Below are 26,676 nucleotides of genomic sequence, written 5' to 3'. Positions count from 1 at the left end.
CTGGATTCTACATTCTCGTATGCGGTACGGTTAAACTGATCCCGTAGGGCGTACGAAAAGGAGTGGGGAATCGTGACGATCCTGGTGACCGGTGCGACCGGAAGCGTCGGCAGGCTGCTCGTCGACGAACTGGTGGAGGCCGGGGCGCCGGTGCGGGCGTTGACCGTCAACCCGGCGAAGGCGGCACTGCCCGAGCAGGTGGAGTTCGCCAAGGGCTACCTGGGCAAGCCGGAGACGCTGCCGGAAGCCCTCAAGGGCATCGAGACCGTGTACCTCGCGCCGCTCGCGGCGAAGGTGGACGACTTCGTGAAGCTGGCGAAAGAGGCCGGAGTGCGCCGCGTGGTGGCGCTGTCGGGCAGCAACGCCGACGACCCGGTGGAGAACTCGAGCGGCGTGGACTACGCGATCATCGAGAAGGCCGTCCGGGAGGCGGAGTTCGACTGGACGTTCCTGCGGCCGGGCGCGTTCATGAACAACACGCTCGGCTGGGCGGAGACGATCAAGGCCGAGCGGGTGGTCCGCGAGGCCTACCCCGAGGCACGGATGACGCCGATCGACCTCGCGGACATCGCCGCCGTCGCGGCGCACGTCATCCTGACCGAGGGACACGTCGGCAAGAAGCACACGCTGAGCGGGCCGACGGCGATCAGCCAGCGCGAACAGGTCGCCGCCATCTCGGCCGCGCTCGGCGAAGAGGTGGTCTTCCAGGAGCTCACCAGGGAAGAGGCGAACAAGCAGTGGGCGGCCGCCGGGGTCCCGGCCGAGATCGCCGAGTGGCTGCTCGACGGCTTCGCGTACTTCACCGAGAACCCCGACAAGCCGACCGGCGTCGTCCAGGAACTCACCGGTCGGCCCGGCGTCACCTACGCGGAGTGGGCGGTGGCGAACGTCGAAGCCTTCCGCTGAGCCGTCACTCGCGTGATTGAAGCCGTGACTCGCGTGATTGGAGACGTTCCGGCTTCAATCACGCGAGATACGGCCTGGAACACGCGAGATACGGGTTGCCGACGCGTCAGCGGGCCCGGCGGGGGAGGCGGGTCGGCAGCGGAGCGCCCGGCGGCTGGTCCGAAGCGGGTGGCGGGGACGATCGCTGCGGCTGAGGCAGGGGCGGCGGGGCCTGAGCGGGCCAAGCCGGGGTGATCATCGCCTGGGCCCCGACCCGGCGGACGGGCAGCCCGTGTGACTTCCGGGCGGGCAGGCCGGGCCAGATCTCGCCCGCCTCCTTGGCGGCGTCGCGGATGGCGGTGCCGTCGAGCGAGGTGCGCGACTCCTCGATGTCGCGGTCGAGCCACTGGACGATGAACTCCAGCGGCCCGTCGGGCGGCAGCGGCCAGAGGAAGATCTCGTGGTCGACATGGAACGCCGAACCGCCCAGCCCCTGCGCGCGCAGCACCGGCTGATCCGGTTTGGTGGCCGACGGCACGGAGATGGTCTCCGAACTGGCCCGCCTCCCGTCGGGGAACAGCACCCCGACCAGCAGCGCGTTGTAGTCCGGGACCCGGCGGTGGTCGATCAGGCCTTCGCCGGGTTCGTCGAGCAGGAGATCCCGGGAGTACACCGACAGCTGGAAGGACACCGACTCCGGCCACACCTCGATGCCACGCAGCGCCACGATGGTCCGTTCGGCGCGGCCCAGCGGCATCGACCAGGGCAGGATCGCCGGGACGATGTACTCGTGCGGCGTCTCCACCCAGGGGCGGCCGTTGTAGCCGAACAGCTCCTGTTCCGGCACCGGGAACAGGGGGCGGCTGCGCGGACCGTCCGTGAAGAAGCTCATCGTGGCGCGGCGGAACGCGGGGTGAAGCTGTCCGACCTGCCGTTCACGCCGTCGACTACCACCATGCGCTCACGGTAGCCGATGACCATGCCGGTACTGAACGGTTTCAAAGCACCTTTCGCGTCACCCGAAGCCCTTGATCTTCACCTTCGTGCCCTTCGGCACCTTGGTACCGGGCTGCGGATCCTGCTCCAGGACGAAGTCGAAACCACCGTTTCCGCCGCCGTGACCGTTCCCGTTTCCGCGACCCTGACGGTCCGGCTCCAGACCCGCCTGTTTCAGGATCTGGATCGCCTCCTCCATCCGCTTGAAGGTCACGTTCGGTACTTCGACGGCGTTCGAAACGAACACGCCGATCCGGCGGTTGCTCGCCTTGCCGCCGCCCTTCGGGTCGGTGCGGATCACCTGACCGGCGGCGAACTGGTCGGAGAACTCCTCGCCGGCCTGGAACGGCTGGAAGCCCGCCTGCTGCAGGATCTGGAACGCGGCGTCCTTGCTCTGGCCCGTGACGTCCGGGACCGGCGGCAGCGGCTCGGGACCCTTGGACAGGATGATCGTGACCTGCCCGCCGATGTTCAGCTGCGAACCGGGGCCCGGGTCGACGCGAACCACCTTGTTCTTGGCGACGTCGCTGTACTCCTGCTCGCCCTGGACCGGCGTCAGCTGCGCGGCCTTGATCGCCGTCTCCGCGTCCTGCTGGCTCGTCCCGGCCTGGATGTCGGGCACGATCGGACGGCCCTTCGACAGCACGACGTTGACCGTGGTGCCCGGCGCGAGCGACGTGCCCTCCGCGGGGTCGGAGCGGATCACCGTGTGCTGGGCGGCGGTGTCGCTGTACTCCTCGGTGTAGGCCGGGGTCAGCTTCGCCGACCGGAGCGCGTCACCGGCGGCGGCCTGGTTCATCCCGGTCAGCTTCGGCACCGACGACGACGTCGGGCCGGAGTCGTTGAGGATGAAGGCGAACGCGCCGATCAGGCCGCCGAGCACCAGCACCGCGGCCGCGATCATCAGGTAGAGCCGTTTGCGTGACCCCGGCTGCTCGTCGCCGGCGGCCGGTTTGGGCCGCGGGGGAGGCGTGCGGGGCGGCTGCGCGGCCGGGATCTGCGGCTCGCGGTGCAGCGCCTGCGTTCCGCGCGGCCCGGTGACCGGAAGGGTCGCCTCGGCGACCGGGGGCAGCACGGTCGTCGCGGCGGCGGCCGGAGCCACCGCAGGGACGGCGGGGATGCCGGGCGTGGTGCGCTCGGCGTCGGTCTCGCGGTCGGCGTCGGCGGGCAGCGGGACGGGCACCGGGACCGCCGGGACGCCGAGGACGGTGCGCAGATGGTTCAGCTCGGCGAGGAACGCCGCGGCGTCGGCGGGTCGCTGCTCGGGGTCGCGGCGAGTGGCGCGCAGGATCAGCTCGTCCAGCTGCGGCGGGATACCCGGCCGCAGCTCGCTCGGGCGCGGGACGTCGTCGTTGACGTGCCGGTACGCCACCGAGAGCGCGGTGTCGCCGGTGTACGGCGGGCGTCCGGTGAGCATTTCGTAGAGCAGGATCCCGGCCGAGTAGACGTCGCCGCGCGAGGTGGTCGCGCCGGTCGCGACCTGCTCGGGCGAGACGTAGGCGACGGTGCCGAGGATGACGCTCGAACTCGTGGTGCCCGCGCTCGCGACCGCGCGGACCAGCCCGAAGTCGCCCACCTTGACCACGCCACCCGAAAGCGCGGTGCCCCCGCGGCCGATGAGGACGTTCTCCGGTTTGACGTCGCGATGCACCAGACCGGCGGCGTGCGCCGCGGCCAGCGCGGAGAGGACCGGTTCGGTGATGCTCAGCGCGAGCGCGACGTCCAGTGGACCGCGTTCGGCGAGCAGTTCGCGCAGGGTGCCGCCGTCGACGAGTTCCATGACCAGGAACGCGCGGCCGGACTCCTCGCCGCCGGGGGTGTCGAAGCCCTGGTCGTGCACCGCCACCACGTGCGGGTGGTGCAGCCGGGCCGCCGAACGGGCTTCCCGTTCGAAGCGTTCGACGAAGGACCTGTCGTCGGCGAACCGCGGGTCCATGATCTTGATGGCGACCTGGCGGTCCAGGCGGGTGTCGACGCCGCGGTACACCGACGACATCCCACCGCGTGCGAGCAGCTTGTCCACCCGGTAGCGGCCCTCGAGCAGAGTGCCCACCAGCGTGGGGTCCGTGCGTGTCACGGCTATGGATCGTACGGAAGTACCCATGTTCTGGTGTACGGGACCTGGGTCGCCGGGGATCACGATTCCCGGTATTTCGTCGAATCGGCGGTATCCGTGACCATGCGGGCACTGTCCGTCATGACTCGTGGCAGTCACCCATGCGCACTAACGGAGGGGGAGACGGAATGTGGCACAGTGTCACCTGTGAGTGGTATTCCCGTCGCCGACGACGTTCTCGATGCAGATGTGGCCGTTCTCCCGCTTCCGGAGGTCGCGACCGCGCTGAACGTTTCGGCCAACAAGGTCCGCCAGATGCTGCGCGACGGCCACCTGATCGCCGTCCGGCGCAAGGGCGAGCTGTACGTCCCGGCCGCGTTCCTGGTCAAGGACGGCGTGGTCAAGGGCCTGGCGGGCACCATCACCGTGCTCGCGGACTCCGGGTTCAGCCGGACGGAGATGCTGCGCTGGCTCTTCGCCGAGGACGAGACCCTGCCCGGCATCACCCCGGTCAACGCGCTCCGCACCAGCCACGGCACCGAGGTCAAACGGCGCGCGCAGGCGATGGCGTTCTAGTCCGCCCGGACGTTCTGACCAGTACATACGCCGCAGCCGCGAGAAGCTGGAATCCCGCCGCGGCACCCAGCGCGGCGGTTACGGAGAGTGCGCTCAACGGCCCCGCGACCGCGGCTCCGACCGCGAGTCCGGTGATCTTCACGCTCGCCGCCGTCGTGAAAACCTGTGCCCGCACCGCAGCGGGTGCTTCGCGGTGCCGGATGGCGAACAGCGCCGAAAGCTGGGGTCCTTCCGCGAAACCGGCGAGTACGGCGGCGGCCAGCAGGAGCGCCACGCCGTGGCCCGCCGCCGCGAGCAGGAAGCTCGCGCCCAGCAGGACGGTGCTGGCGAGCACGGTGCGATCCGGCGGTGGTGGCCTGCGGGCCAGTACGGCGTTCGCGACCAGTGACGCGGCGGCCAGCACGGTGAGCAGGAGCGCGCCGAACCCCGGGCTCCCCAGCCGCTGGGCACCGAGCAGCGGATAGCAGACCACGGCGATCCCGATGCCGACGAAGGACACGGTGGACGTCGCGGTGGCCCGCAGCAGCGCGCGGTTGCGGAAGAGGACCGCGAACCCGTCGGCGAGCTGACGGCGGATCGGTCTCGTGGGCTTCGCCTCGGTGGCGGGCAGCGACCATGCCGCCGGGAAGGCGGCCGCGACCAGCGTGATCGCGAGCGCCACGGCGGCCGGGGCGCCGGCGTACGCGGCCACGAGCCCGGCGAGTCCCGGCCCGGCGAGGCTCGCGGCGGTGAACGTCATCGCGTCCAGCGTGCTCGCCCGCTCCAGTGGCGTGCCGCCGCTGACCTGCGGCAGCTGCGCCGTCCAGCCGCCGGCCAACGCGGGGTTGAGCAGTCCCGCCGCGACGGCCACCACGATCGCCGCGGGGAGTTCGACCAGCGCGAGCACCGCGCCGAGCCCGCCCGCGTACGCGAGCAGCGCCCACGCCAGCAGCCGTCCAGGCCGGGGACTGCGGTCGAGCAGGGCGCCGAGCAGCGGCCCGCCCGCCGCCGCGGAGATCGTCAGGCCCGCGAGCAGCGCGGACCCGGTCGCGGCCGAGCCGTCGACGCTCAGTCCCAGCAGGAGCAACGCAGGCCCGGACAGCTCGTCGCCGGTCCTGGCGACCGTCGCGCCGGTCAGGTAGACGGCGAGCCTGTAACGGCTTCTCATTGCTGAGACGTTACAGTGGGATATGACTTCAGCGCAGCGGGATTTCCTGCCCGGCCGGTCGGCGCGGGCGGCGGCGCAGCGGGCGGTGGATCTGATGGTCGTGCTGCTGGCGCCGGATCCGTCGGCTTCCTCGGTTCGTTCCGTGCTGGAAGCGCACGGGGAGACCTCGGTCGAGCTGGCGCCGTCGGATGTGGCGTCGTTGCGCGAGGCGGCCTCGCAGCTGCGGGAGGTGTTCGCGGCGCGGGATGTCGCGGAGGCGGCCGACGTGCTCAACCGGCTGCTGGCCCGCTACGCGCATCCGCCGCGGCTGACCGATCACGCGGACGGGTTCGGCTGGCATCTCCACGTGGACGCCGACGACGACGGGCCGTGGGGCGCGTGGCTGGTGACGTCGTCCGCCCTGGCGCTGGCCGTGCTGCTGGCGGACCGTCAGGCGCCGCCGGGTGGGCTGTGTGCTGCTTCGGGCTGCGGGAAGCCGTTCGCGCACTTGGGCGGTGGGAGCCCGCGGCGGTACTGCTCGACGCGGTGCGCCACTCGGGAGCGGGTGGCGGCTCACCGTCGCGATCGGTCCCGGATGTCATGAAAGGGTCGTTCAGGACATAAAACGTCCTGAACGACCCTTTCATGACATTTGCGAGCGAGTCAGGACTGCTGCTTGTCCCGCCACTGGATCCAGGACCGCAGCTTGTCGAGGTTGTAGTCGGGCCCGCCGGTCGCCACGGTGAACAGCGAGACACCCAGGTCCAGCAGCTTCGGGCCGAGTTCCTCGGGCTCGCCGTCGACGGCGACCGAACGCTCGATCTCCTTCGGGTCGCGCCCGACGTCGGCGCAGTGCTGGTCGAGGATCTTGACCTTGCGCTCCACCACCTCCGGGTCGCCGAAGCCGTGCCAGATGTCGGCGTGCTTCGCGACCAGGCGCAGCGTCTTCTTCTCGCCGCCGCCGCCGATCAGCACCGGGATCTTGCGGGTCGGCGCCGGGTTCAGCTTGCCGAACCGGCTCTCGATCCGCGGGAGCGCCTCGGCCAGGTTGTCGAGCCGCCCGCCCGCGGTGCCGAACTCGTAGCCGTACTCGTCGTAGTCCTTCTCGAACCAGCCGGAGCCGATGCCGAGGATCAGCCGTCCGTCGGAGATGTGGTCGACGGTGCGGGCCATGTCGGCGAGCAGTTCGGGGTTGCGGTAGCTGTTGCACGTCACCAGCGCGCCGATCTCGACCCGCGACGTCGACTCCGCCCAAGCGCCCAGCATGGTCCAGCACTCGTAGTGCAGTCCTTCGGGCTCGCCGTAGAGCGGGTAGAAGTGGTCCCAGTTGAAGACGATGTCCACACCGAGGTCTTCGGCCTCCGAAGCCGCCCGGCGGATCGCCTTGTACTCGGCGTGCTGGGGCTGAAGCTGGACGCCGATCCGGATCTTCCTGTTCGAAGCAGAAGTCATGATCGCAGCCTAAGCCTGGAGTTGCTCCACTTGCTCGCCAACAGCCTCGGGAGAGCGACACCCAGCCGGCGGCGGCGGGGGACGACCGCGCGGGTGTTCAGCACGTCGTACCCGAGGGCCACGATCTCGTCGAGGATGCCTTCGTAGAGCACGAGCGCGGTCCGCACGCAGTCGCGGGATTCCTCACGCAGCAACGGGATGCCCGCTTCGGCGCGGCGGTACACCGCCCGGTTGCGTGCCACCGCGACGGCGAGCGCGCGCCGCACCCGCCGGTCGGGCAGGCCGCGGGCGCGGGAGAATTCGAGCAGTTCACGGTCGACGCCGAACGCGGCCAGCTCTTCGGTCGGCAGGTACAGCCGCCCCCGGTCGAGGTCCTCGCCGACGTCGCGCAGGAAATTGGTCAGCTGGAACGCCTCGCCCAGCGCGGCGGCGCCGGGCACGGCTTCCTCGACCGGGACGACGGTGCCGAAGATCGGCAGCATCTGCAGGCCGATCACCTCGGCCGAACCGTGGACGTACTCCCGCAGGTCGGCGTAGGTCGCGTATTCGGTGATCTTGAGGTCCATCGCCATGGACCGCAGGAACGCGTCGAACAGGTCGCGGTCGAGGCCGTGGCGCCGCACGGTGTCGGCGAGCGCCGTCAGCACCGGATCGGCGGGCGTGTCACCGTCGAAGACTTGCGCGACCATCGTGGCGACCTCGTCCAGCGCGACCGCCGGATCGGTACCGGGCGCGGGATTGTCGACCACTTCGTCCGCCATGCGGGCGAAGCCGTACAGCGCGTGCGCGAACGGCCGCGTCCGCGGCGGCAGCAGCCGGGTCGCGAGGAAGAAGGTGCGGCCGTAGTGGGCGTTGACGCGGCGGCATTCGGTGTACGCGGCCCGCAACGCCGGTTCGGTGATGCCCGCGGCGTCGAGTTCGCTCATCGGCCGGTGACCCTTCCCGCCGCGAGCCTGCCGGAGATCACCACCGGCGGGATGCCGACGCCCGGCGTGGTCCCGCAGCCTGCCAGCACGACGTTGTCCACCGCCCGCATCAGGTTCCCCGGCCGGAACGGGCCTGTCTGGGCGAAGGTGTGCGCGAGCGAGAACGGCGTGCCTGCGGTGAGCCCGCGCTCCGCCCAGCCCGCCGGGGTGATCATCTCGTCGACGGAGAAGTCGTCGGCGAAGCCGGTGAGGCCGCGGTTTTCCAGCGTGTGCAGGAGTTCCGCGCGATACGCTGGCCCGACCCGGCGCCAGTCGATCTTGCCCCGGGTGAGGTTCGGCGCCGGGGCCAGTACCGAGATCACCTGGTCGCCGCCGGGGGCGAGGGCCGGGTCGGTCGCCGTCGGCCGGGTCACCAGCAGCGAAGGATCGCTCATCAGCTTGCCTTCGCGGATGATCTCCGAGAACGTCTTCTCCCAGGCGTCGCCGAAGAAGATGGTGTGGTGGCCCAGATCCGGCCACGTTTTCGGCGCGTGCCCGTGCAGCACGACGGCCGAGGGCGAGTACCGCAGCGGCAGCGGACGCCGGGGGCGGGCACCGAGCAGCCGGTACGCGGTGCCGAGTTCGGTCGCGAGAACCACGGTGTCGCAAGGGATCCGCTCACCCGTGCGGGTCCGCACCGCACGCACGCGCGAGGAAACCCTTTCCAGCCAAGCGGCTTCGGTGCCGAAGCGCAGCTCCGCGCCGGCGCGTTCGGCCGCGTTCGCCATCGACCGCGCGATCTCGCCCATCCCACCCGACGGGTAGTAGACCCCGCCGACGGTGTCCATGTAGGAGATGACGCCGTACGCGCCGATCGCGCGCGCCGGATCGAGCCCCGCGTAGAGCGCCTGGAAGGAGAACAGCCGGCGCACCCGGTCGTCGCGCAGGAACCCGCCGATCTTCGGGCCGAGCCGCCCGAAACCGCCCAGCGTGGCCAGTTTCGCCAGCTCCGGGCGCACGAGATCGAACGGCGAATCGAAGTTCGCGCCGATGAAGTGGTCCTTCTGCACCGCGTACAGCTCGGTCAGCCAGCGCCGCAGCCGCCGGTAGCCCTCGGCCTCGGCCGGACCGGCGGCCTCGCGGATCTCGGCCTCCATCGCCGCCGCCTCGGTGTGCACGGCGATCGTGCTCCCGTCCGCGAATCGCGCGCGATACGCGGGGTCGAGGCGGGTCAGCGTGAGGTTGTCCGCCAGGGATTTGCCGACGGCGGAGAAGGCTTCGTCGAGCAGTTCCGGCATGGTCAGCACGCTGGCACCGGTGTCGACGGTGTTGCCGCCGAGATCCGCCTGCCCGGCCCGCCCTCCGGGAGTCTTGTCCTGCTCCAGCAGGGTCACCCGGCGTCCGGCGCCGAGCAGGTGCAGCGTCGCCGACAGCCCGGCGAGCCCGCCACCGATCACCACCACGTGGTCGCTCGGACCGGTGACCGTGCGCATCAGTAGGTCCGCTGGGTCGCCTTGACGACCAGCCCGGTCAGCGCGGCGGGGGCGGGTTCGGCCAGGTGGGCGCGGTCCAGCGCGGCCATCGCGGAGTCGGTGAGCTCGTCGATACGGCGTTCCACCGCGTCGACGGCGCCGACGTCCTGCAATGCCTCGCGCACGGTCTCGACGGCGTCTTCGGACAGGTGCGCGTCGCCGATGGCGTCGGAGATGACCTTCGCCGCCGCGTCCTTGCCCTGTTCGGCCGCACGCTGGAGACCCAGCGCGACCAGCAGCGTTCGCTTGCCCTCACGCAGGTCGTCACCCGCGGGCTTGCCGGTGACCGACGGGTCGCCGAATACGCCGAGCAGGTCGTCCCGCAGCTGGAACGCCACGCCGACCTCGTCGCCGAACTCGCGCAGCGTCGCGATCAGGGCGTCGTCGGCACCGCCGAGCGCGGCACCGAGGTGCAGCGGGCGCTGGACGGTGTACGCGGCTGTCTTGAGCTTGCAGATGTGCAGCGCCGCCTCGGGGGAGGCGTCGCCGGTGGCCTGGGTGCGGACGTCGAGGTACTGCCCGGCGAGCACCTCGGTGCGCATCGCGCGCCACGCCGGCCGCGCCGCCGCGAGGGCCGCGGGCGGGAGCGGGGCCTCGCCGAACATGTCGTCGGCCCAGGCCAGCGCGAGGTCGCCGACCAGGACGGCGGTCGCGAGCCCGAACGTGCTCGGCGAACCCAGCCAGCCGCTGTCGGCGTGCAGTTTGGCGCCCGCGATGTGCACCGTCGGCGAACCGCGGCGCGAATCGGAGGAGTCGATGAGGTCGTCGTGGATCAGCGCGCACGCCTGGATCAGCTCCAGGCTCGCCACCGCCTGCAGGACACCTTCGACGTCCGGCCCGCCCGGGTCGCCGCCCGCGCCGCGCCAGCCCCACCAGGCGAACGTCGGGCGCAGGCGTTTGCCGCCGCCCAGCACGAATCCGGCCAGCGCGTCGATCCCGGCCCCGACCGTCGGCTCGGTGCGGCGGATCTCGGCACCGGCGCGCTCGAGGAATCCGGCCAGCGCCCGCTCGACGTGGGCGGGCAGATCGGCGTCGTAGGCGGACGTGTCCATGAGCACATCCTCCGGGAAGGACGTCGTCGTGACCCAGTCGGGTGCCTTCGAATGTGGCGGAACTCGCCGCATTTAGTCCTCTGAATGCGATAGTTGCCCGCGCAAGGACCGCATCCAGAGGACTAAACGCGGGTCTTGTCGTAGTGCCGCTTCGCCCGCGCCCGGTTGCCGCAGTCCGACGAACTGCACCAGCGCCGCGACCGGTTGCGCGTGTGGTCGGTGAAGATCCAGCCGCAGCCGGGGCCCTCGCACTCCCGGATCCGTTCCAGCTCCCCGGACCGGAGCAGGCCCTCGGCCGCCAGCGCGAGGAAATGCGGCAACGCGGTGTCGTCCACCAGCGGCACCTGCCACCGCAGCGGCAGGGACGGCGTGAGTTCGGCGTGCCGGTACGCCGCCAGCAGCGGTTCGCGCAACGCCGTGACGTCCGGCGGATCCGACGTCAGCACGCGATACAGCGTCTCGCGGAAGTCCTTCACCGCCTCCAGGACGGCTTCGGAGATCTCCAGCCGTTCGGTGCCCGCGCCGACCAGGACGACCCACTCGGACAGCCGTTCCGGAGCCGAAAGCCGGTCTTCCCGCCGGGCCGGATCGCGCCGCCAGGAAACGGTGTTGACCAGGTCCAACGGCACGCTCCCGCCGATGCTGTCGTACCCGTCCCAATGGCCGTCCACGCATCCTCCTAATGGTCAAAATGAGTTTAGCTTGTTAGGGTCGAACCATGACAACGCTCCGGCACAACTATCTGGCCGGCGCCCGTGTCGGGCTCGGACTGGGTGTCGCGACCTTCGTCCTCGGTGTCACCTTCGGCGCGTACAGCCAGACACTCGGCTGGGGGATCGCCGCCCCCATCGTCGCCTCGATCGTGGTGTTCTCCGGTTCGGCCCAGTTCGCGATGGCCACCGCGCTCGCGGGCGGCGGCAACCTCGCGGTCGCGGTCGGCGCGGCGGCCCTGATCAACGCCCGGTTCCTGCCGATGGGCGCCGCCGTCGCCGCCGACCTGCGTGGCGGCCGCCTGCGCCGCGCGTGGGAAGGCCAGGCCGTCGTCGACGGTTCATGGGTCGCCGCCCACCTCGGCGAAGGACGCTTCGACCGCGAGAAGCTCATCGGCTGCACGCTCGTCCAGCTGCCCGCGTGGGTGCTGGGGACGGTGCTCGGGGTGCTGGCCGCGCCGCCACCGGACGTCGTCTCCCGGTTCGGGCTCGACGTCGTGTTCCCCGGCTTCTTCCTGGTCCTGCTCATCGACGAACTACGCCGGTCACGCCAGGCGGTGCTTACCGCGGCGCTCGCCGCCTGCCTCGCCGGGATCCTGGTGCTGTTCGTCCCGGTCGGGCTCGCGCTGATCGGCGCTTCGGCCGCCGCGCTGCTCGGGCTGGGGGTGCGGCGATGACGCTCTGGCTCGCGATCGTCCTGGTGGCGCTGGTCAGTATCGGGTTCAAGGCGGCGGGACCGGTCCTGCTCGGCGACCGGACGCTGCCGCCGCGGCTCGCGGGGGTGATCGCGTTGCTCGCGCCCGCGCTGCTGGCCGGGCTCGTGCTCACGGACGTGACCGGTCCGGCCTGGTCCGGGCTCGACTGGACGCTTTGCGCAGGCCTGGCCGCGATCGCGGTGACGTACGTGCTGCGCGTGCCGGTGCTCGCCGCGATCCTCTGCGGCGTGGTCGTCACAGCAGTGCTGCGGTTCCTCGTCTAACGCCAGAACGGTCCGCTCAGCCCGGCCTGCTCGAAGTACGCGGCCGCCGCGGCCGGTTCCCGGCGGGTGTAGCCGTGGTCGAGCCTGCCGTCGTACCAGCCGGCCGCGAGCCGCCACAGCGTCACCAGATCCATGACGTAACCCTTGTCCTGCCCCGTTTCCGCCAGCCATTCGTCCACACAGGACTCGCCGCAGAACAGGCGCTGGTTGGCACAGGTGTGCACGACGTCGTCCCACATCCGCGCCACCGGGACGAGGAAATGCGCGACCAGATCACCCTTCGGCGGGGTCCGGTCGTTCACCATCAGCGCCTGGGGTTCGCCGCAGCCGCGGCAGCGGGTGGACACCAGCACCTCGGGCTCGCCCTTGACCAGATGCGGGATCGCGAACGCGTCCCACGCGCAGCCACCCCACCACAACGTGCGCTCGCCCATCACGGAGAACCCGAGCGGGATCGCCGCGAACGGATGCGCCAGCACGACGTGCTCGCATTCGTCGAGGACGAGATGCCGCCGCTCCGCGAGCCGGTGCAGTGCCTGTTTCGCCACCGCGAGCGATCCGTGGGCGGCGTCGGCCAGTTCCGGGGCCGTCGGCGGCCTCCCGTGCTCGGCGAACGCGCGGTAGACCGCCACGCGGACGTCCTCATCCCAGCTGGTGTCGGTTTCGGCGCTCATGGCGGCTCCCTGTGCTCCTCACCGAGTCTCCCCAGGCGGGCCCCGCTCGGCAACCGCTCGTACGCCCATAGCCTGAGAGGGGGCTCCCAGCCAGCGGACATTCCCCCTTAACATGGCCGTATGACGTCGGTGGTCGAGCGGTTGCAGGGTGATGGACCCGTGTTCTCCATCGAGTTCTTCCCGCCCCGGGACGCGGCCGACGAGGCCGTGCTGTGGAAGTCGATCCGGGAACTCGAGCCGCTGGACCCGGCGTACATGTCGATCACCTACGGCGCGGGCGGCTCCAGCCGGGACGGCACGATCCGCAGCATCGCCCGCGTCGCGACCGAAACCACGCTGGTGCCGATGGCGCACCTGACCGCCGTGAACCACTCGGTCGCGGAACTGCGCAATGTCATCGGCTGGTACGCCGCCGTCGGCGTGCGGAACATCCTCGCGCTGCGGGGCGACCCGCCGGGCGACGTCTACGGCGACTGGGTCCCGCATCCGGACGGGCTGAACTACGCCGAGGAACTCGTCGAACTGGTGCGTTCGCTCGGCGACTTCTGCGTCGGCGTCTCGGCCTTCCCGTACGGCCACCCTCGCTCGGCCAACCTCGAAGCCGACACCGAATACCTCGTGCGCAAACTGCGCGCGGGCGCGGATTTCGCGATCGCGCAGCTGTTCTTCGAACCGGAGGACTTCCTCCGTCTGCGTGACCGGGTGGCGGCCACCGGCTGCGAGGCACTGGTCATCCCCGGCATCATGCCGCTGACCACGCCGCGGACGCTGCACACGTCCATCAAGCTGTCCGGCGCGCCCGCGCCGCGGCGGCTGCTGGACCGGCTGGAGCCGCTGGCCGACGATCCGAAGGCCTTCCGCGCCGCGGGTATCGACGCGGTGACCGAACTGGGCGAGCGGCTCATCGCCGAAGGCGTCCCCGACCTGCACTTCTACACGTTCAACCGGTCCAAGGCCACGCGTGAGGTGGTCAGCAGGCTCGGGCTGGTCCCCGCCCGGGCGTAACTCCGTACCGAAGTCGCCCGCGATCCCGGTAGCGTGCCGGTCATGGCTTCAACCGCGCGAAGTGTGCACGAGATCTGTGACCGGTACGTCGACGAGTACGCCGCGGCCGACCCGGTCGCCGCGACGACGTTCGGTATCTCCGGATACGACGACCAGCTGACCGACTATTCGCCCGCCGGGCACGCGGCCAGGGCCGCGATCGCCGCGCGCGCACTGGCCGACATCGCCGCGGCCGAACCGGTCGACGACGGTGAACGCGCGGCCAAGGCCGTGTTCAGCGAGCGGATCGCGCTGAACCTCGAAATCCACGAAGCCGGCCTCGACATCGCGGCGCTGAACGTGATCGAAAGCCCAGTGCAGGAACTGCGCATGGTCTTCGACTTCATGCCCACCGAGACCGCGGAGGACTGGGCGACGATCGCCGCCCGGATGGCGCGGGTGCCCGAAGCGCTCGACGGTCTCCGCACCTCGCTGCTCGCGTCCGCCGACGCGGGCCGGGTGGCGGCGTTGCGGCAGGTCGGCAAGGTCGCCGAACAGGCCGAAACCTGGGCCGGGCTGAAGGACGAGACCGGTTTCTTCGAGACGCTCGCCTCGGGCGCGAAAGACGTCGACGAGAAGCTCCGCGCCGAACTCGGCCAGGCCGCTCACGCCGCCCAGGAGGCGTACGCGGAGTTCGCCGGTTTCCTCCGCGCCGAACTCGCCCCGCTGGCACCGGTCAAGGACGCCGTCGGCGCCGAGGTCTACCAGCTGTGGTCCCGCGTGTTCACCGGCGCCACCCTCGACCTGGACGAGGCCTACGCCTGGGGCTGGGCCGAGTTCACCCGCCTCGAAACGGAGATGCGCGAGGTCGCCGGCCGGATCAAGCCCGGCGCCACCCTCGCCGAGGCGGCCGCCGCCCTCGACGCAGACCCCGCGTACACCGTGCGTGGCCGGGCGGAATTCCAGGCCTGGATGCAGAACCTGTCCGACAACGCGCTGAAGTCGTTGCGCGGCAAGCACTTCGACATCTCCGACCGGGTGATGGCGCTGGAGTGCAAGATCGCCCCGCCCGGTGGCACCGTCGGCGCGTACTACACCGGCCCGAGCGAGGACTTCTCCCGCCCCGGCCGCATGTGGTGGTCGCTGCCGCAGGGCCGGGACGAGTTCACCACCTGGCGCGAGGTCAGCACCGTCTACCACGAGGGCGCGCCGGGTCACCACCTGCAGATCGCGACCGCGGTCGACCAGTCGGAGTCGCTGAACAAGTACCAGCGGCTGCTCGCGTTCACCTCCGGGCACGCCGAGGGCTGGGCGCTGTACTCCGAGCGGCTCATGGAGGACCTCGGGTTCCTCGCCGACGACGGCGAACTGTTCGGCATGCTGTCCGAGCAGCTGTTCCGCGCCGCGCGGGTGATCGTGGACATCGGCATGCACCTGGAACTGGAGATCCCGGCGGGCACCGGTTTCCACGAGGGCGAGCGGTGGACGCCCGAGCTGGGCCTGGAGTTCATGCTCACCCGGACCGTCACCGACCCGGCCCACGTGCACGACGAGATCGACCGCTACCTGGGCTGGCCGGGGCAGGCGCCGTCGTACAAGCTCGGCGAACGGCTCTGGCTCACCGCCCGCGAGGAGGCCCGCGCGCGGCAGGGCGACGCGTTCGACATCAAGCAGTTCCACACGCGGGCGCTGGCGCTCGGCGGGATGGGGCTGGACACGCTGCGGGAGATGCTGGCCGCTCTCGACTGACCCGCCGCCCTTCCCCGAATGTCATGAAAGGGTCGTTCCTGACGAAAAATGTCAGGAACGACCCTTTCCTGACATCTCGCCCTCCGCGTGCCGCAATTCACGTGCCCCCGCTACCGCGGCCTTGATACGTTCCCTCTCGTGCACCGGATCTTTCTCGTCACCCCACCCCCCGCCTCCTGAGCGGGGTGTCTCCGGCCGCGCGGCGTTCCAGCCGCCCGGCCGATCCGTGCTGCACTGAAGCACCCCGCGTCGTCGACGTCCTTTCCGACAGACACAGACGCAGGAGCGTTTCCCCATGTCCGTTGCCGTACCCACGCGCGCCCGATCGTCGGCCGCGCTCGTCCTCGCCGGGGTCCTCTGGGGGACCGGCGGCCTCGCCGGTTCCCTGCTCGCCTCCCGCGCGGGGCTCCATCCGCTGAGCGTCGCCGCGTACCGGCTGCTCATCGGCGGCGTGATCGCCACCGGCTACCTCTGGCTCACCGGAGGCCTTCGCGGCCTTCCCCGCACACCACAGGCCCGTCGTCGCCTCCTGGCGGTCGGCGGGTTGTTCGCGCTCTTCCAGACCAGCTACTTCGCCTCGGTCTCGCTGAGTTCCGTGAGCGTCGCGACGATGACCACCATCGGCAGCGCGCCGGTGCTGCTCGCCGTCGCGACGGTCGTCAAGACCCGCCGCCTGCCCGGAGCGTGGACGGCGGTGTCCCTGGCCGGGTCGCTAGCCGGGCTCGCGCTGCTGCAATGGACGCCAGGGCAGGAAGCCGACGTCGCCGGAGTGCTGTTCGCCCTGCTCGCCGCGGCCGGGTTCGCCGCGCTGACACTCGTGACCGCGACCCGCGTCGAGGGACTGGAGCCCTTGCCCACCACGGCTTTCGGCTGCCTGATCGGCGGCGCCGCGCTCACTCCCGCCGCGTTGTGGTTCGGCATGGCCGTGCCGTTTCAGGCCGATGTGCTCGCGCTCGTCGTCTACTTCGGTGTGGTGCCCACGGCGCTGGCGTACGCCGCGTACTTCCGCGGTCTCGAAAGCGCGCATCCGGTGCTGGCCGCGCTGTCCGCGCTGCTCGAACCGCTGACCGCCGCGCTCCTGTCCATGGCCGTGCTCGGGGAACGGCTCGGTGCCGTGGGCTGGTGCGGCGCGGTGGTGCTCATCGCCGCGCTCGCCGTGGCGTATTCCAGGCCCTAGAGCGGCAGCGTCCGGCCGAGGATCGCGAAGGGCCGCGGATCCCCGGCGAAGTGGTAGTCCCGCAGCACATCGACGAATCCGACGCGCCGGTACAGGTTCCATGCCCGGCTGGTGCCTTCCGGCGTGGAAAGGAGGACGTGGGCGCTGGGCACGCCGTCGAGCAGCCGTCGCAGGAGGTCTTCGCCGATCCGTTTCCCCTGGCTTTCGGGGCTGACGTGGATCTCGGTGAGCTCGAAGTAGTCGGACATCCAGTGCTCGGCGGCGGCCTGGCCCTCGCGACGGGTCAGGCCGTGGCGGACCTGTTCGTGCCACCACTGGCCGCCGCGGCCCTTGTAGCCGTAGGCGAGCCCGAGCAGGACACCGTCCGCGTCGAGCGCGGCCATGCAGCGCCAGCCTTCGCGCAGCGCGTGCGTGAGCCACATCGGCGCGCGTTGCTCCGCCGTGCCTTCGGGGTAGCGCATGGCGTTGACGTAGATGGTCAGCGCCTCGGGGAGCCGGGCGCGGAACTCGTCCGCGGACAGCTGGACGTAGCGGGTGCATTCCGAGGACATCGCGGTCACGGGCGCCCATCCTGCCTGTCGCCCGCGACGTCCGCGGGAGTGCCCCCGGTCAGTGCCACGAGGCCGTCGAACGTCGTGGGGTACACCGACTTCGGATGCCCGGCGGCCGCCCAGACGACTTCGTGGGCGCGTAACGCGGTGTCGACGAGGGTGGTCAACGCCTTCGGGTGACCGACGGGGGCGACGCCGCCGATCGGCTGTCCGGTGTGCGCGCGGACGAAATCCGCGTCCGCCTTGCCGATCTCGTCGGCGCCGGTCAGCGAAGCGAGGAGACCCGTGTCGGCGCGGTGCGCGCCGGAGGTCAAGGCGAGCAGGGCCGTTTCGGTGTCGCCGGTGCGGCTGCGGAAGACGAGGCTGTTCGCGATCGCGCCGACCTCGACACCGAGCGCTTCGGCGGCCTGGGCGGCCGTGCGGACTTCGGCGGGGAGGATCCGGATCCCGTCCGCGGCGGCCTGCTGGCCCGCCTCGGCGAGCGCGGCCGCGACCTTGGCCACCGAGGGATGGTCGATGGTGCTCATACGCCTATGAGATCACGTGGCCGATGCCGTGTCCCGCACCACATGCGGCGACCACCCGGCTACGGGGTTGAAGAAGTGGGCACTTCGGGGTTACATTGGAGTTGTTCGAACAGACGTTCGACATTCGGTGAGCGCGCACCGGTAGGTGCCCGGCGCGGGGGCGGGGGAAGCGCCTCGGCGCCGGGCACCGGCCGGCGCTCACGTACAGGAGGAGGGTCGTCATGTCCGTTTCGGTCGTGTCCCCTGACGAAGCCGAGAGGCCGGAGGGCACCGCGCAGCCCGCCCTGCCCATGTCGTTGCGCCCGCCGGCACCACCCGCGGCGGTCTCCTTGTACGCGCAGGCGAGGCGGGGGCTCGCCGAAGCAGAGCGGGAAAACGATCCCGCGGAGCGGTTCATCGGCGCCTATCTCGCCGCGCTGCGGGGCGCCGCGGCGGTACTGGAGGCCCGCGGCCGCCCGCACCGGGGCCGTGCCCGTCCGGCGAGCGGCTGGGTGCTGCTCGACTCCGTCGCGCCCGAGCTGAAGGAATGGGCCGCGTTCTTCGCGGCCAACTCGGCGACGCGGGCCGCCGCGCAGGCGGGTATCACCGGCAAGGTCACCGTCGAGCTGGCGGACGAGCTGACGCGGGCCGCGACGGTGTTCCTGGAACTGGTGCGACGGGTGGTGCACGGGCTGCCTATGGGTGACTCGGCGCATGTGGCTTAGCGCGCAGGGGAGAGGGGGTGCCCGATGGCCGGGCAGGCCATGATCGACCAGGGCAGGTTCCTGGAGGTGATCGGCGCCGAAACCGAGCTGATGGCTCAAGTGGCGCACACCGCGTCCGCCGACGCGCCGGTCCCCACCTGCCCCGGCTGGACTCTCGGTGAGGTCCTCCGGCACGTGGGCAGCGTGTACCGGGTCACCCGCCGCTGGATCGCCGACGGGCGGCGTCCCGAGCACTGGCAGCGCAAACCGGGGCCGGGGCAGACCCTGGAGGAGTACTTCCGCGAGGGCCGGGACGAGCTCGTCGCCGAGCTGTCCGCGCACGATCCGGACGAATTGGCGCCGACCTGGTGGCCCGCGGACCGCAGTTACGGGTTCTGGCGGCGCCGGATGGCGCACGAGACGACGATCCACCGGATCGACGCGGAGAGCGCGGCCGGCCGGGAGGTGTCGGAGATCCCCGAAGACGTGGCGGTCGACGGGATCGACGAGGCCCTGGTGCTCTGGTTCGGGCAGCGGCTGCCGTTGCTCGGGCTGTCCGGCACCAAGACCGGATCCGTCGGCGTCCGCACCGCGGGCCACACCTGGATCGCCAGGGCCGGCCCCACGGAGACGGTCGCCTGGCGGTGCTCGGCCGAGGAGGCCCAGCGCGCGGACGATCTGATCACCGGGAAGCCGGACGAGATCTACCGCTGGCTCTGGGGCCGGGCGGGTCCGACGGCGGTGACGGTCAGCGGAGACCAGGACATGGCGGGACAACTCTGGGCCCTTCTGCGGCTCGCGACCCGATGACCGGTCGGTGGGGAAGCCAAACCGGTCAAGAAATGTCGGTGGTGCCGTCTAGGTTCACGGTGTGGTGGCACATCTGGTGAACCTGGTCTTCGACTCGGCCCTTCCCAGGGATCTGGCGGGTTTCTGGGAAGGGCTGTTCAGCTGGGACGCGCCGTTCGAGCCGGCGTTCCGTTCCGAAACGCGGCCCAAAGGCCGCAAGAACCGGCTGCATCTGGATCTGGCGAGCCGTTCGCCCGGGCACCAGGCCGAGCTGGTGGACCGTGCGCTGTCCCTCGGCGCACAGCACATCGACATCGGCCAAGGCCCGCCGGAGGAGAAACGGGTGCCGTGGGTGGTGCTCGCGGATCCGGAGGGCAACGAGTTCTGCGTCCTCGAGCCGCGAGAGCAGTACGAGGGCACCGGCGCGATCGCGGCGGTCGTCGTCGACGCCCTCGACCCGGAGCGGCTCGCGCGGTTCTGGGCGGCCGCGCTGGGCTGGGAGATCGGCGTCCGGGAGGAGGCGATCGTGGGCCTGCGGCCGCCGGACGGTCGCGGCCCCTGGGTCGAGTTCCTCGCCACGAAAGAGGACAAGGTGGAGCGGAACCGGCTGCGCTTCGAGATCGCGCCACGGCCGGGCGGGAGCCGCGCGGCCGAAGTCCGGCGCCTGCTGGGGCTGGGCGCGCTAGGGCGCGGTACGGCGAGACAAGGCGCCGTGTCCCTGGTGGATCCGGAGGGCAACGAGTTCAGCGTGCTCACGCCCCGCTGAGTGTTTCGCCCCGGTTGCGCGGCGGCGTCGAACGCTGACCTGAGCGAAACACCCGCGCCGTGGGCAGGCAACAACCGGCCGGGACCGTTGAGGCCATGGAGACCTATCGAGTCCGGCCCACCCTGGTCCATCCCGGCGACGAGACCGCGGCCGCTTCGGCCTGGCGTGTCCGGATCCGCGTCGACGACCGGCCCGGCACGCTGGCCAGGATCGCGATCCGGCTGGCCGACCTCGAGTGCAACATTCTCGGGTTGTCGGTGCTGCCGGTGCCCGGCGGCGTGCTCGACGAGATCGTCCTGCGGCCGGCCACCGGGCTGCCACGGCAACTGCTCATCGACGCGATCCGCGACGAAGGATGCGAATGCTCCGCCGTCGTCGACGCCGATCTGGCGGAACTGGTCGATCCGGCCACCGCGACCCTCACCGCGGCCAAACGTGCCGTCGAAGAACCCAACGGCCTCGCGGAGGTGCTCCGCGGCGTCCTGGCGGCCGACGTCGTCACGAAGGTCCCGTCGATCGAGTCGAACCCGGCCCGCACGGAAGGCGGGCACCGGGCGGTGTTCCCCGCGGGGGACGGCGCCGCGTTCGTCGCCCGCCGCCGGTGGTCGCCGTTCGTCGAGCTGGAATTGAGCCGCGCCGTCGCGCTGACCGGCCTGATCGCCGCCGTCCGCGACAACGTGACCGGCCCGATCGTGCTCGACCGGCCCGACGGCGCCGCGGTCGTCCTGCGCAAGGGCGTCCCGGGTGACGCGGAAGCGGTGTCCGCGCTGCATCAGAGATGCTCGATGACGACGCTCTTCCACCGCTATCACACCGGAATGCGTGCCGTACCGCGTCGCTGGCTGCACCGGCTCCTGATGCCGCCGCGCGGGATCAGCCTGCTCGCGGTCTGCGGCCGCGACGTGATCGGCCTCGGTCAGCTGATCCCGTCGGCCGACGGCGGCGCGGCCGAAGTCTCGCTCCTGGTCGAGGATTCGTGGCAGCGCCAAGGCATCGGCACGGCTTTGCTGGCCCGGCTCGCCACGCTCGCCCTGGCCAAGGGGGAGCGCGAGCTCACCGCCGTCTGCCTGCCCGGCGACGATTCCCTGTACCGCACCGCCGTCCGCGTGGGGCTCCGCCCCGAACGCGTCGCCGGCGACTCCGGCACCCTGCGCTTCCCGCTCCCCGACCCCCGCGTTTAGTCCTCTGAATGCGGTAGTTCGCGTTACCAACCACCGCATTCAGAGGACGAAATGCGGGATGAGGTCAGCGGTTCCAGAACCAGTCTTTGCCCCGCGCCTCGCCGAGTGCGCGCTTCTTGCGCTCTGGAGTGAGCCGCTCCAGGTACAGCTTGCCGTCGAGGTGATCGGTCTCGTGCTGCAGGCACTGGGCGAGCACGTCGACCCCTTCGACCTCGACGGGCTCGTTGCGCAGGTCGACACCGCGCACCACGGCGTGCTTCGCGCGCACCACCGGGAACCACAGCTCCGGCACCGACAGACAGCCCTCGCCGATCTCGTGCGTCTCCTCGGACAGTTCGACGATCTCGGGGTTGATCACGTATCCGCTCAGCCCGCCGACGTCGTAGCTGAACACCCGCAGCCCGACCCCGATCTGCGGCGCCGCCAGCCCCGCACGCCCGGCCGGTTTCACCCCGTCCATCAGATCGGTCACCAGCGACTCGATCTTCTTGTCGAATGTCGTGACCGGGTCGCATACGGTCTTGAGCACGGGATCCCCGAAATAGCGCAGGTCGCGCATCACCATGTTCGAACGTCCTTTTCCGCAGGCCTGAGCGGTGATTCTAGGCCCGCAGGCGCAGTCCCTTGGGAGTCGCCCGGAAACCGGCCTCCTGGAGGACGGTCGAAAGCTCCGACGTGAGCGCCACCTCGCCGTCGGCCTTCTGCACCGCGAGCTGCCCGAGCCAGCCCTCCCGCACGGCCGTGGACAGCGCCCGCGCGGCCGACCGCAACGTCTCCTGATCCTCGGTGAAGCTCAGCAGCGACCGGCCGCCCCGCTCGACGTACATCGCCGGGACACCGTCCACGAGCACCGCCAGCGCGCCCGCTTTCCTTGCCGGGCGGTGCTTCGTGTCGCCGGTAGCGGCGGGCCACGGCAACGCGGCACCGTAGGGCTGGGCCGGATCCGCGGCGGCGAGCACGACGGCGCCTTCGGTGGTCGTGCGCTGATTCCCGGATTGCGCGCGCAGCCTGTCGACGGCGCCCTTCGCCGCGAACTGCGCCGCACCGAGCCCTTCGACCACGTACCCCCGGACGACCTGACCCGAATCCTCCATCCCGCGCAAAACCTTGTAGATCCCGGAAAAACCGCCCGTCACGCGCTCGGTGTCGAGAGCTCCGCGGGTGAGGACGCCGTGCCGCTCCAGGAATGCCTCGGTCCGCGCGTGCGCGCGCCTGGTCGGATCCGGTTCGCGATCGGGGGTCAGGGCCCAGCGTCCGGCGACCGTCGGCGGCCCGGTGCGCGAAGGCATCGCCGGACGCCCGGCCCGAAGCCGCGCGTACCGGCCGCGAGGAGCCTGGCGCCGTGGTTTGTGCGCCGCACCGGAGCCGGAGACCTGCGCCCGCAGCGGGCCCAGCGTGTCCCCGGTGACCAGCCCGGCCCACACGAGATCCCACAGTGCCGCCACGACTTCGCCGTCGTTGGGCGGGGTCTCGACCAACGGCGACGCGCGATCCACCAGCTGGCGGAAGAACTGCGCCCCACCCTCCAAAGTGGACAGAATGGCTTCGTGGAGCGGACCGGACGGCAGGTCGTCGTCGAGATCCGGCAACAGCAGATCGGCGACGTCCGTGGGCGCGAGCGCCAGCCAGCCGTCCCCACCGGACAGGGAACCGCAGCCGCACCAGGTGACCTCGCCCGCCGTGGTGAGCTCGTCCAGCAATGAAGGGGTGTAGCCGGGCAGCCTGCTCGGCAGGATCAGGGACTCGACCGCGCTCGCCGGCAGCGGGGCCCCGGCCAGTTGCTCGACCACGGACAGCACGTCGTCCGCCGTCGGAGCCGACCGCACCCGCGCGCCGATACCGTGCCACGACGGCAGGAACCGGCCCAACGCCGCCGGTTCGACCGGCTCGACCTCCGCCCGCAGCCGGGCCAGCGACGCCCGCCGGAGCCTGCGCAGCACCGACGCGTCGCAGAACTCGATGCCGACGCCGTGGGTTTCCGGATGCCCGACGGGGCTCAGCTCGCCCCGGACCAGCCTGCCCTGCGCGGTCAGCCTGTCCAGCACGCCGGTGACCACGGCCGTCCCGAGCCCGAACCGCTCGGCGGCTTGGCGGGCGCTGAACGGGCCACGGCTTCGCGAATAGCGGGAAAGCAGGTCGCCGACCGGATCCTCGACCGGTTCGGTGAACGCCTCCGGCACACCGACCGGCAGCGCGGTGCCCAGCGCGTCCCGCACCCGGCCCGCGTCCTCGATGGCGATGAACCGCTCGCCGCCGCCGATACGCACCCGGATCACCCGTCGCGCGGCTTCCAGCTCTTCCAACCATTCCCGATGGATCCCGCGCGCGGCGGCCTCCTCGATCGAGAGATCACCGAGGAACCGCAACAGATCCGCGGCGTCTTCGGCGTTGCGGGCGTGCCTGTCCGGGTCGAGCCGCTGCAGGGAGCGCTCCACTTCGGCGACGACCTCGGCGTCCAGCAGTTCCCGGATCGCCTCGGTGCCGAGCAGCTCGGCCAGTAGCGTCGAATCCAGCGCCAGCGCCGCCGCGCGCCGTTCCGCGAGCGGGGCGTCCGTCTCGTACAGGAACATCCCGACGTAGCCGAAGAGCAGGCTGCGCGCGAACGGGGACGCGGACGGCGTCTCGACCTCGACCAGCTTGACCTTCCGGGACCGGACGTCGGCCATCAGTTCGCGCAGCCCGCCGACGTCGTACACGTCCTGCAGGACTTCCCGCATCGCTTCCAGCACCACGGGGAACCGCTCGTACTTGGCCGCGACCGAAAGCAGCTGGGACGCGCGCTGCCGTTGCTGCCACAGCGGGGTGCGGCGGCGCGGATCCCGGCGGGGGAGCAGCAGCGACCGCGCCGCGCATTCCCGGAACCGGGCGGCGAACAGCGCGGAGCCGCCGACCTCGGCGACGATGAGCTGCTCGACCTCTTCCGGATCGAGCAAGACGTCTTCGACCCCGATGGTGACCTCGGCGCCGTCCATGTCCAGCGCCTCGGGCAGCCGCAGCACGATGCCGTCGTCGGAATGCGCCACCTGGGCGTCGACCCCGCGGTTCTCCCGCAGCCGGGCCGCGATCGCGAGCGCCCACGGCGCGTTGACCTGCGCGCCGAACGGCGAGTGCAGGATGACGCGCCAGTCGCCCAGCTCGTCGCGGAACCGTTCCAGGAGCACGGTTTTGTCGTTCGGCACATGCCGGGTGGCCGACTTCTGCTCTTCCAGGTACGCCAGCAGGTTGTCGCAGGCGTACTCGTCCAGCCCGGCGACGGCGGCGCGTTCCCTGGCCGCCGAGGGCTCCGAAGTGGACAGTTCGCGGACGAACGCGCCCAGCGCCCGCCCCAGTTCCAGCGGACGGCCCGGGGCATCGCCCTTCCAGAACGGCATCCGGGCGGGCTCACCCGGCGCGGGGACCACGATCACCCGGTCGTGGGTGATGTCGGTGACCCGCCAGGAGGAGGTGCCGAGCAGGATCGTGTCGCCGACGCGGGACTCGTAGACCATCTCCTCGTCGAGCTCGCCCACCCGCGACCCGGGTTTGTCGTCGCCGCCCGGCGTCATCACGGTGAACAGCCCGCGGTCGGGGATCGTGCCGCCCGAGGTCACCGCCAGCCGCTGCGAACCCGGGCGACCGTGGAGTTCGCCGCTGACCCTGTCCCAGGTGATGCGGGCGCGCAGTTCACCGAACTCCTCGCTGGGGTACCGGCCGGCGAGCATGTCGAGCACGGCCAGCAACGCGTCGTCCGGCAGGGAGGCGAACGGCGCCGCGCGGCGGGCCAATGCGGCGAGTTCGTCGACCGTCCACGATTCGAGCGCCACCATCGCCACGATCTGCTGCGCGAGCACGTCCAGCGGATTCCGCGGATACCGCACCGCCTCGATCGCCCCGGACGCCATCCGTTCCGCCACCACCGCGCAGGAGACGAGGTCGCCACGGAACTTCGGGAACATCACCCCGCTCGACACCGCGCCGACCTGGTGCCCGGCCCGGCCGACCCGCTGCAGACCCGAAGCGACCGTCGGCGGCGCCTCGATCTGCACGACGAGATCGACCGCGCCCATGTCGATGCCCAGTTCCAAAGAGGACGTCGCCACGACACACGCCAGCCGCCCGGACTTGAGCTCCTCTTCCACATGCGTGCGCTGCTCACGCGACATCGAGCCGTGGTGCGCCCGCGCGATCACCGGCGCCGCGCCGGTGGTGAGCCCGGACTGGCCGATCGCCTCGGCCGGATACCGCTGATCCGGCTCCAGCTCGCTCTGTTCCGCCACGAGTTCGTTGAGCCGGGCCGTCATCCGCTCGGTGAGCCGCCGCGAGTTGGCGAACACGATGGTCGACCGGTGCGCCTGGATGAGTTCGAGGACCCGCTCCTCCACCGCGGGCCAGATCGACGGCCGCCGCGGTGCGCCGTCGATGTCCTCCAGCGAGCCGGGTAGACGTGCTAGGCCCGCGTCGAGGTCTTCGTTCTGCTTCGGCCCCTGAGGACCGTCGAGATTGGACATGTCCTCGACCGGGACCTCGACACGGACCTCGATCGTCTTCGCGAGCTTCGGCTGGACGATGGTGACCGGCCTGCCACCGGCCAGGAACGAGGCGACCTCGTCGATCGGCCGGACCGTCGCCGACAGCCCGATCCGCTGGGCGGGCTTCTCCAACAACGCGTCGAGCCGCTCCAGGGACAAGGCCAGATGCGCGCCGCGTTTGCCGCCCGCGACCGCGTGGACCTCGTCGATGATCACCGTCTCCACGCCGCGCAGCGAATCGCGGGCGGAGGAGGTGAGGATGAGGAACAGCGACTCCGGTGTGGTGACCAGCACGTCCGGCGGGGTCTTGCCGAACGAGCGCCGCTCGGCGGCCGTGGTGTCACCCGTGCGCATGCCGACGCCGATGTCCGGCACCGGCAACCCCAGCCGTCGCGAAGCCTGCGAGATGCCCGCCAGCGGTGCCCTCAGGTTGCGCTGGACGTCGACCGCCAGCGCCTTCAGCGGCGAGACGTAGAGGACGCGGCAGCGTTTCCGCGGCTCGGACGGCGGCGGCTCGACCGACAGCCGGTCCAGAGCCCAGAGGAAGGCCGACAGCGTTTTACCGGAGCCTGTCGGGGCCACGACCAGCGCGTGTTCCTTCGCGTGCGCGGCACGCCACGCCCCCTCCTGCGCGCGGGTGGGCGCGGCGAAGGCCCCGGTGAACCAGTCCCTGGTCGCGGGGGAGAAGAGGTCGAGTACGTCTGCCACGCCCTCCATAGTGCGCCGGACCACCGACAGTTTCGCTCCGAGGGCTGTGACGAGGCACCCGGTCGGGACGAGATCGGCGGGTTCCGCACGTGCGGTGACCTCGCTCATGG

25 protein-coding genes are annotated in these 26,676 nt (G+C 71.2%); 12 read left to right on the top strand and 13 right to left on the bottom strand.

Annotation, left to right across the window (positions count from 1 at the left end):
* Window positions 1–72 precede the first annotated feature (72 nt).
* Complete coding sequence (locus tag DMC64_RS40635) at window positions 73–906, top strand: NAD(P)H-binding protein (RefSeq protein ID WP_125737850.1); 834 nt, start codon at window positions 73–75, stop codon at window positions 904–906.
* Between the two features lie 106 nt (window positions 907–1,012).
* Here DMC64_RS40635 and DMC64_RS40630 read toward each other — a convergent pair whose 3' ends face one another.
* Window positions 1,013–1,777, bottom strand: coding sequence for a hypothetical protein (locus DMC64_RS40630; protein ID WP_125737849.1), 765 nt, complete (start codon window positions 1,775–1,777; stop codon window positions 1,013–1,015).
* Between the two features lie 123 nt (window positions 1,778–1,900).
* Entirely contained in the window at window positions 1,901–3,958 is a 2,058-nt protein-coding gene (pknB, locus tag DMC64_RS40625) for a Stk1 family PASTA domain-containing Ser/Thr kinase (RefSeq protein WP_125737848.1), read from the bottom strand.
* Between the two features lie 186 nt (window positions 3,959–4,144).
* On the opposite strand from pknB, the gene DMC64_RS40620 reads away from it, so the two are divergent.
* Window positions 4,145–4,513 (top strand): Rv2175c family DNA-binding protein, encoded by a 369-nt coding sequence (locus DMC64_RS40620; protein WP_125737847.1) that lies wholly within the window; start codon window positions 4,145–4,147, stop codon window positions 4,511–4,513.
* On the opposite strand, the gene DMC64_RS40615 is transcribed toward DMC64_RS40620, so the two are convergent.
* Complete coding sequence (locus DMC64_RS40615) at window positions 4,482–5,660, bottom strand: MFS transporter (protein ID WP_125737846.1); 1,179 nt, start codon at window positions 5,658–5,660, stop codon at window positions 4,482–4,484. The two genes, DMC64_RS40620 and DMC64_RS40615, sit on opposite strands and share 32 nt — an antisense overlap.
* Before the next feature lie 22 nt (window positions 5,661–5,682).
* On the opposite strand from DMC64_RS40615, the gene DMC64_RS40610 reads away from it, so the two are divergent.
* On the top strand, window positions 5,683–6,243 hold the full coding sequence (locus tag DMC64_RS40610) for a CGNR zinc finger domain-containing protein (RefSeq protein ID WP_125737845.1): 561 nt from the start codon (window positions 5,683–5,685) through the stop codon (window positions 6,241–6,243).
* Between the two features lie 59 nt (window positions 6,244–6,302).
* Here DMC64_RS40610 and DMC64_RS40605 read toward each other — a convergent pair whose 3' ends face one another.
* The 5 genes from DMC64_RS40605 to DMC64_RS40585 form a co-directional block, all read right to left on the bottom strand.
* Window positions 6,303–7,091 (bottom strand): LLM class F420-dependent oxidoreductase, encoded by a 789-nt coding sequence (locus tag DMC64_RS40605; RefSeq protein WP_037343216.1) that lies wholly within the window; start codon window positions 7,089–7,091, stop codon window positions 6,303–6,305.
* Window positions 7,088–8,017, bottom strand: a complete 930-nt coding sequence (locus DMC64_RS40600) for a phytoene/squalene synthase family protein (protein WP_125737844.1) — start codon at window positions 8,015–8,017, stop codon at window positions 7,088–7,090. Before DMC64_RS40600 ends, DMC64_RS40605 begins: the two co-directional genes overlap by 4 nt.
* Window positions 8,014–9,489 (bottom strand): phytoene desaturase family protein, encoded by a 1,476-nt coding sequence (gene crtI, locus DMC64_RS40595; RefSeq protein WP_125737843.1) that lies wholly within the window; start codon window positions 9,487–9,489, stop codon window positions 8,014–8,016. Before crtI ends, DMC64_RS40600 begins: the two co-directional genes overlap by 4 nt.
* A complete protein-coding gene (locus DMC64_RS40590; RefSeq protein WP_016332689.1) occupies window positions 9,489–10,580 on the bottom strand; it encodes a polyprenyl synthetase family protein in 1,092 nt (363 codons plus the stop codon). Before DMC64_RS40590 ends, crtI begins: the two co-directional genes overlap by 1 nt.
* A 122-nt stretch (window positions 10,581–10,702) precedes the next feature.
* The gene (locus DMC64_RS40585; protein ID WP_125737842.1) at window positions 10,703–11,251 is read right to left on the bottom strand and encodes a CGNR zinc finger domain-containing protein; all 549 of its coding nucleotides are present in this window, start codon (window positions 11,249–11,251) and stop codon (window positions 10,703–10,705) included.
* A gap of 47 nt (window positions 11,252–11,298) precedes the next feature.
* Between DMC64_RS40585 and DMC64_RS40580 the strand changes: the two genes are divergently transcribed.
* Window positions 11,299–11,967, top strand: coding sequence for an AzlC family ABC transporter permease (locus DMC64_RS40580; RefSeq protein ID WP_125737841.1), 669 nt, complete (start codon window positions 11,299–11,301; stop codon window positions 11,965–11,967).
* Window positions 11,964–12,269, top strand: coding sequence for an AzlD domain-containing protein (locus tag DMC64_RS40575; protein ID WP_037343224.1), 306 nt, complete (start codon window positions 11,964–11,966; stop codon window positions 12,267–12,269). The genes DMC64_RS40580 and DMC64_RS40575 overlap by 4 nt, the downstream gene beginning before the upstream one ends.
* On the opposite strand, the gene merB is transcribed toward DMC64_RS40575, so the two are convergent.
* Window positions 12,266–12,943, bottom strand: a complete 678-nt coding sequence (gene merB, locus DMC64_RS40570; RefSeq protein WP_125737840.1) for an organomercurial lyase — start codon at window positions 12,941–12,943, stop codon at window positions 12,266–12,268. The two genes, DMC64_RS40575 and merB, sit on opposite strands and share 4 nt — an antisense overlap.
* A gap of 120 nt (window positions 12,944–13,063) precedes the next feature.
* Between merB and DMC64_RS40565 the strand changes: the two genes are divergently transcribed.
* The 3 genes from DMC64_RS40565 to DMC64_RS40555 all read left to right on the top strand — a co-directional run bounded on the left by DMC64_RS40565 (window position 13,064) and on the right by DMC64_RS40555 (window position 16,853).
* Window positions 13,064–13,948, top strand: a complete 885-nt coding sequence (locus DMC64_RS40565; protein ID WP_037343226.1) for a methylenetetrahydrofolate reductase — start codon at window positions 13,064–13,066, stop codon at window positions 13,946–13,948.
* Between the two features lie 42 nt (window positions 13,949–13,990).
* On the top strand, window positions 13,991–15,676 hold the full coding sequence (locus tag DMC64_RS40560) for a DUF885 domain-containing protein (RefSeq protein WP_199755258.1): 1,686 nt from the start codon (window positions 13,991–13,993) through the stop codon (window positions 15,674–15,676).
* A gap of 295 nt (window positions 15,677–15,971) precedes the next feature.
* Window positions 15,972–16,853, top strand: a complete 882-nt coding sequence (locus tag DMC64_RS40555; RefSeq protein WP_125737838.1) for a DMT family transporter — start codon at window positions 15,972–15,974, stop codon at window positions 16,851–16,853.
* Here the strand turns inward: DMC64_RS40555 and DMC64_RS40550 are convergent.
* Window positions 16,850–17,413, bottom strand: coding sequence for an N-acetyltransferase (locus DMC64_RS40550; RefSeq protein WP_016332697.1), 564 nt, complete (start codon window positions 17,411–17,413; stop codon window positions 16,850–16,852). The two genes, DMC64_RS40555 and DMC64_RS40550, sit on opposite strands and share 4 nt — an antisense overlap.
* The gene (locus tag DMC64_RS40545; protein WP_125737837.1) at window positions 17,410–17,931 is read right to left on the bottom strand and encodes a YbaK/EbsC family protein; all 522 of its coding nucleotides are present in this window, start codon (window positions 17,929–17,931) and stop codon (window positions 17,410–17,412) included. The genes DMC64_RS40550 and DMC64_RS40545 overlap by 4 nt, the downstream gene beginning before the upstream one ends.
* 221 nt (window positions 17,932–18,152) lie before the next feature.
* Between DMC64_RS40545 and DMC64_RS40540 the strand changes: the two genes are divergently transcribed.
* The 4 genes from DMC64_RS40540 (at window position 18,153) to DMC64_RS40525 (ending at window position 21,350) form a co-directional block, all read left to right on the top strand.
* A complete protein-coding gene (locus DMC64_RS40540) occupies window positions 18,153–18,635 on the top strand; it encodes an SAV_6107 family HEPN domain-containing protein (RefSeq protein ID WP_125737836.1) in 483 nt (160 codons plus the stop codon).
* 24 nt (window positions 18,636–18,659) lie between these two features.
* A complete protein-coding gene (locus tag DMC64_RS40535; RefSeq protein WP_125737835.1) occupies window positions 18,660–19,424 on the top strand; it encodes a maleylpyruvate isomerase family mycothiol-dependent enzyme in 765 nt (254 codons plus the stop codon).
* Between the two features lie 61 nt (window positions 19,425–19,485).
* Window positions 19,486–20,169, top strand: a complete 684-nt coding sequence (locus DMC64_RS40530) for a VOC family protein (RefSeq protein WP_125737834.1) — start codon at window positions 19,486–19,488, stop codon at window positions 20,167–20,169.
* A 95-nt stretch (window positions 20,170–20,264) separates the two neighbouring features.
* On the top strand, window positions 20,265–21,350 hold the full coding sequence (locus tag DMC64_RS40525) for a GNAT family N-acetyltransferase (RefSeq protein ID WP_125737833.1): 1,086 nt from the start codon (window positions 20,265–20,267) through the stop codon (window positions 21,348–21,350).
* 64 nt (window positions 21,351–21,414) lie between these two features.
* On the opposite strand, the gene def is transcribed toward DMC64_RS40525, so the two are convergent.
* A complete protein-coding gene (gene def, locus DMC64_RS40520; RefSeq protein WP_037343240.1) occupies window positions 21,415–21,915 on the bottom strand; it encodes a peptide deformylase in 501 nt (166 codons plus the stop codon).
* 37 nt (window positions 21,916–21,952) lie between these two features.
* The gene (locus tag DMC64_RS40515) at window positions 21,953–26,575 is read right to left on the bottom strand and encodes an ATP-dependent helicase (protein ID WP_199755262.1); all 4,623 of its coding nucleotides are present in this window, start codon (window positions 26,573–26,575) and stop codon (window positions 21,953–21,955) included.
* Window positions 26,576–26,676 lie beyond the last annotated feature (101 nt).

It is taken from the genome of Amycolatopsis sp. WAC 04197, from assembly GCF_003947475.1.
Classification (GTDB): Bacteria; Actinomycetota; Actinomycetes; order Mycobacteriales; family Pseudonocardiaceae; genus Amycolatopsis; species Amycolatopsis japonica.
The sequence above is the reverse complement of the archived record's forward strand: the minus strand, read 5'-3'. Positions and strand labels throughout refer to the sequence as shown.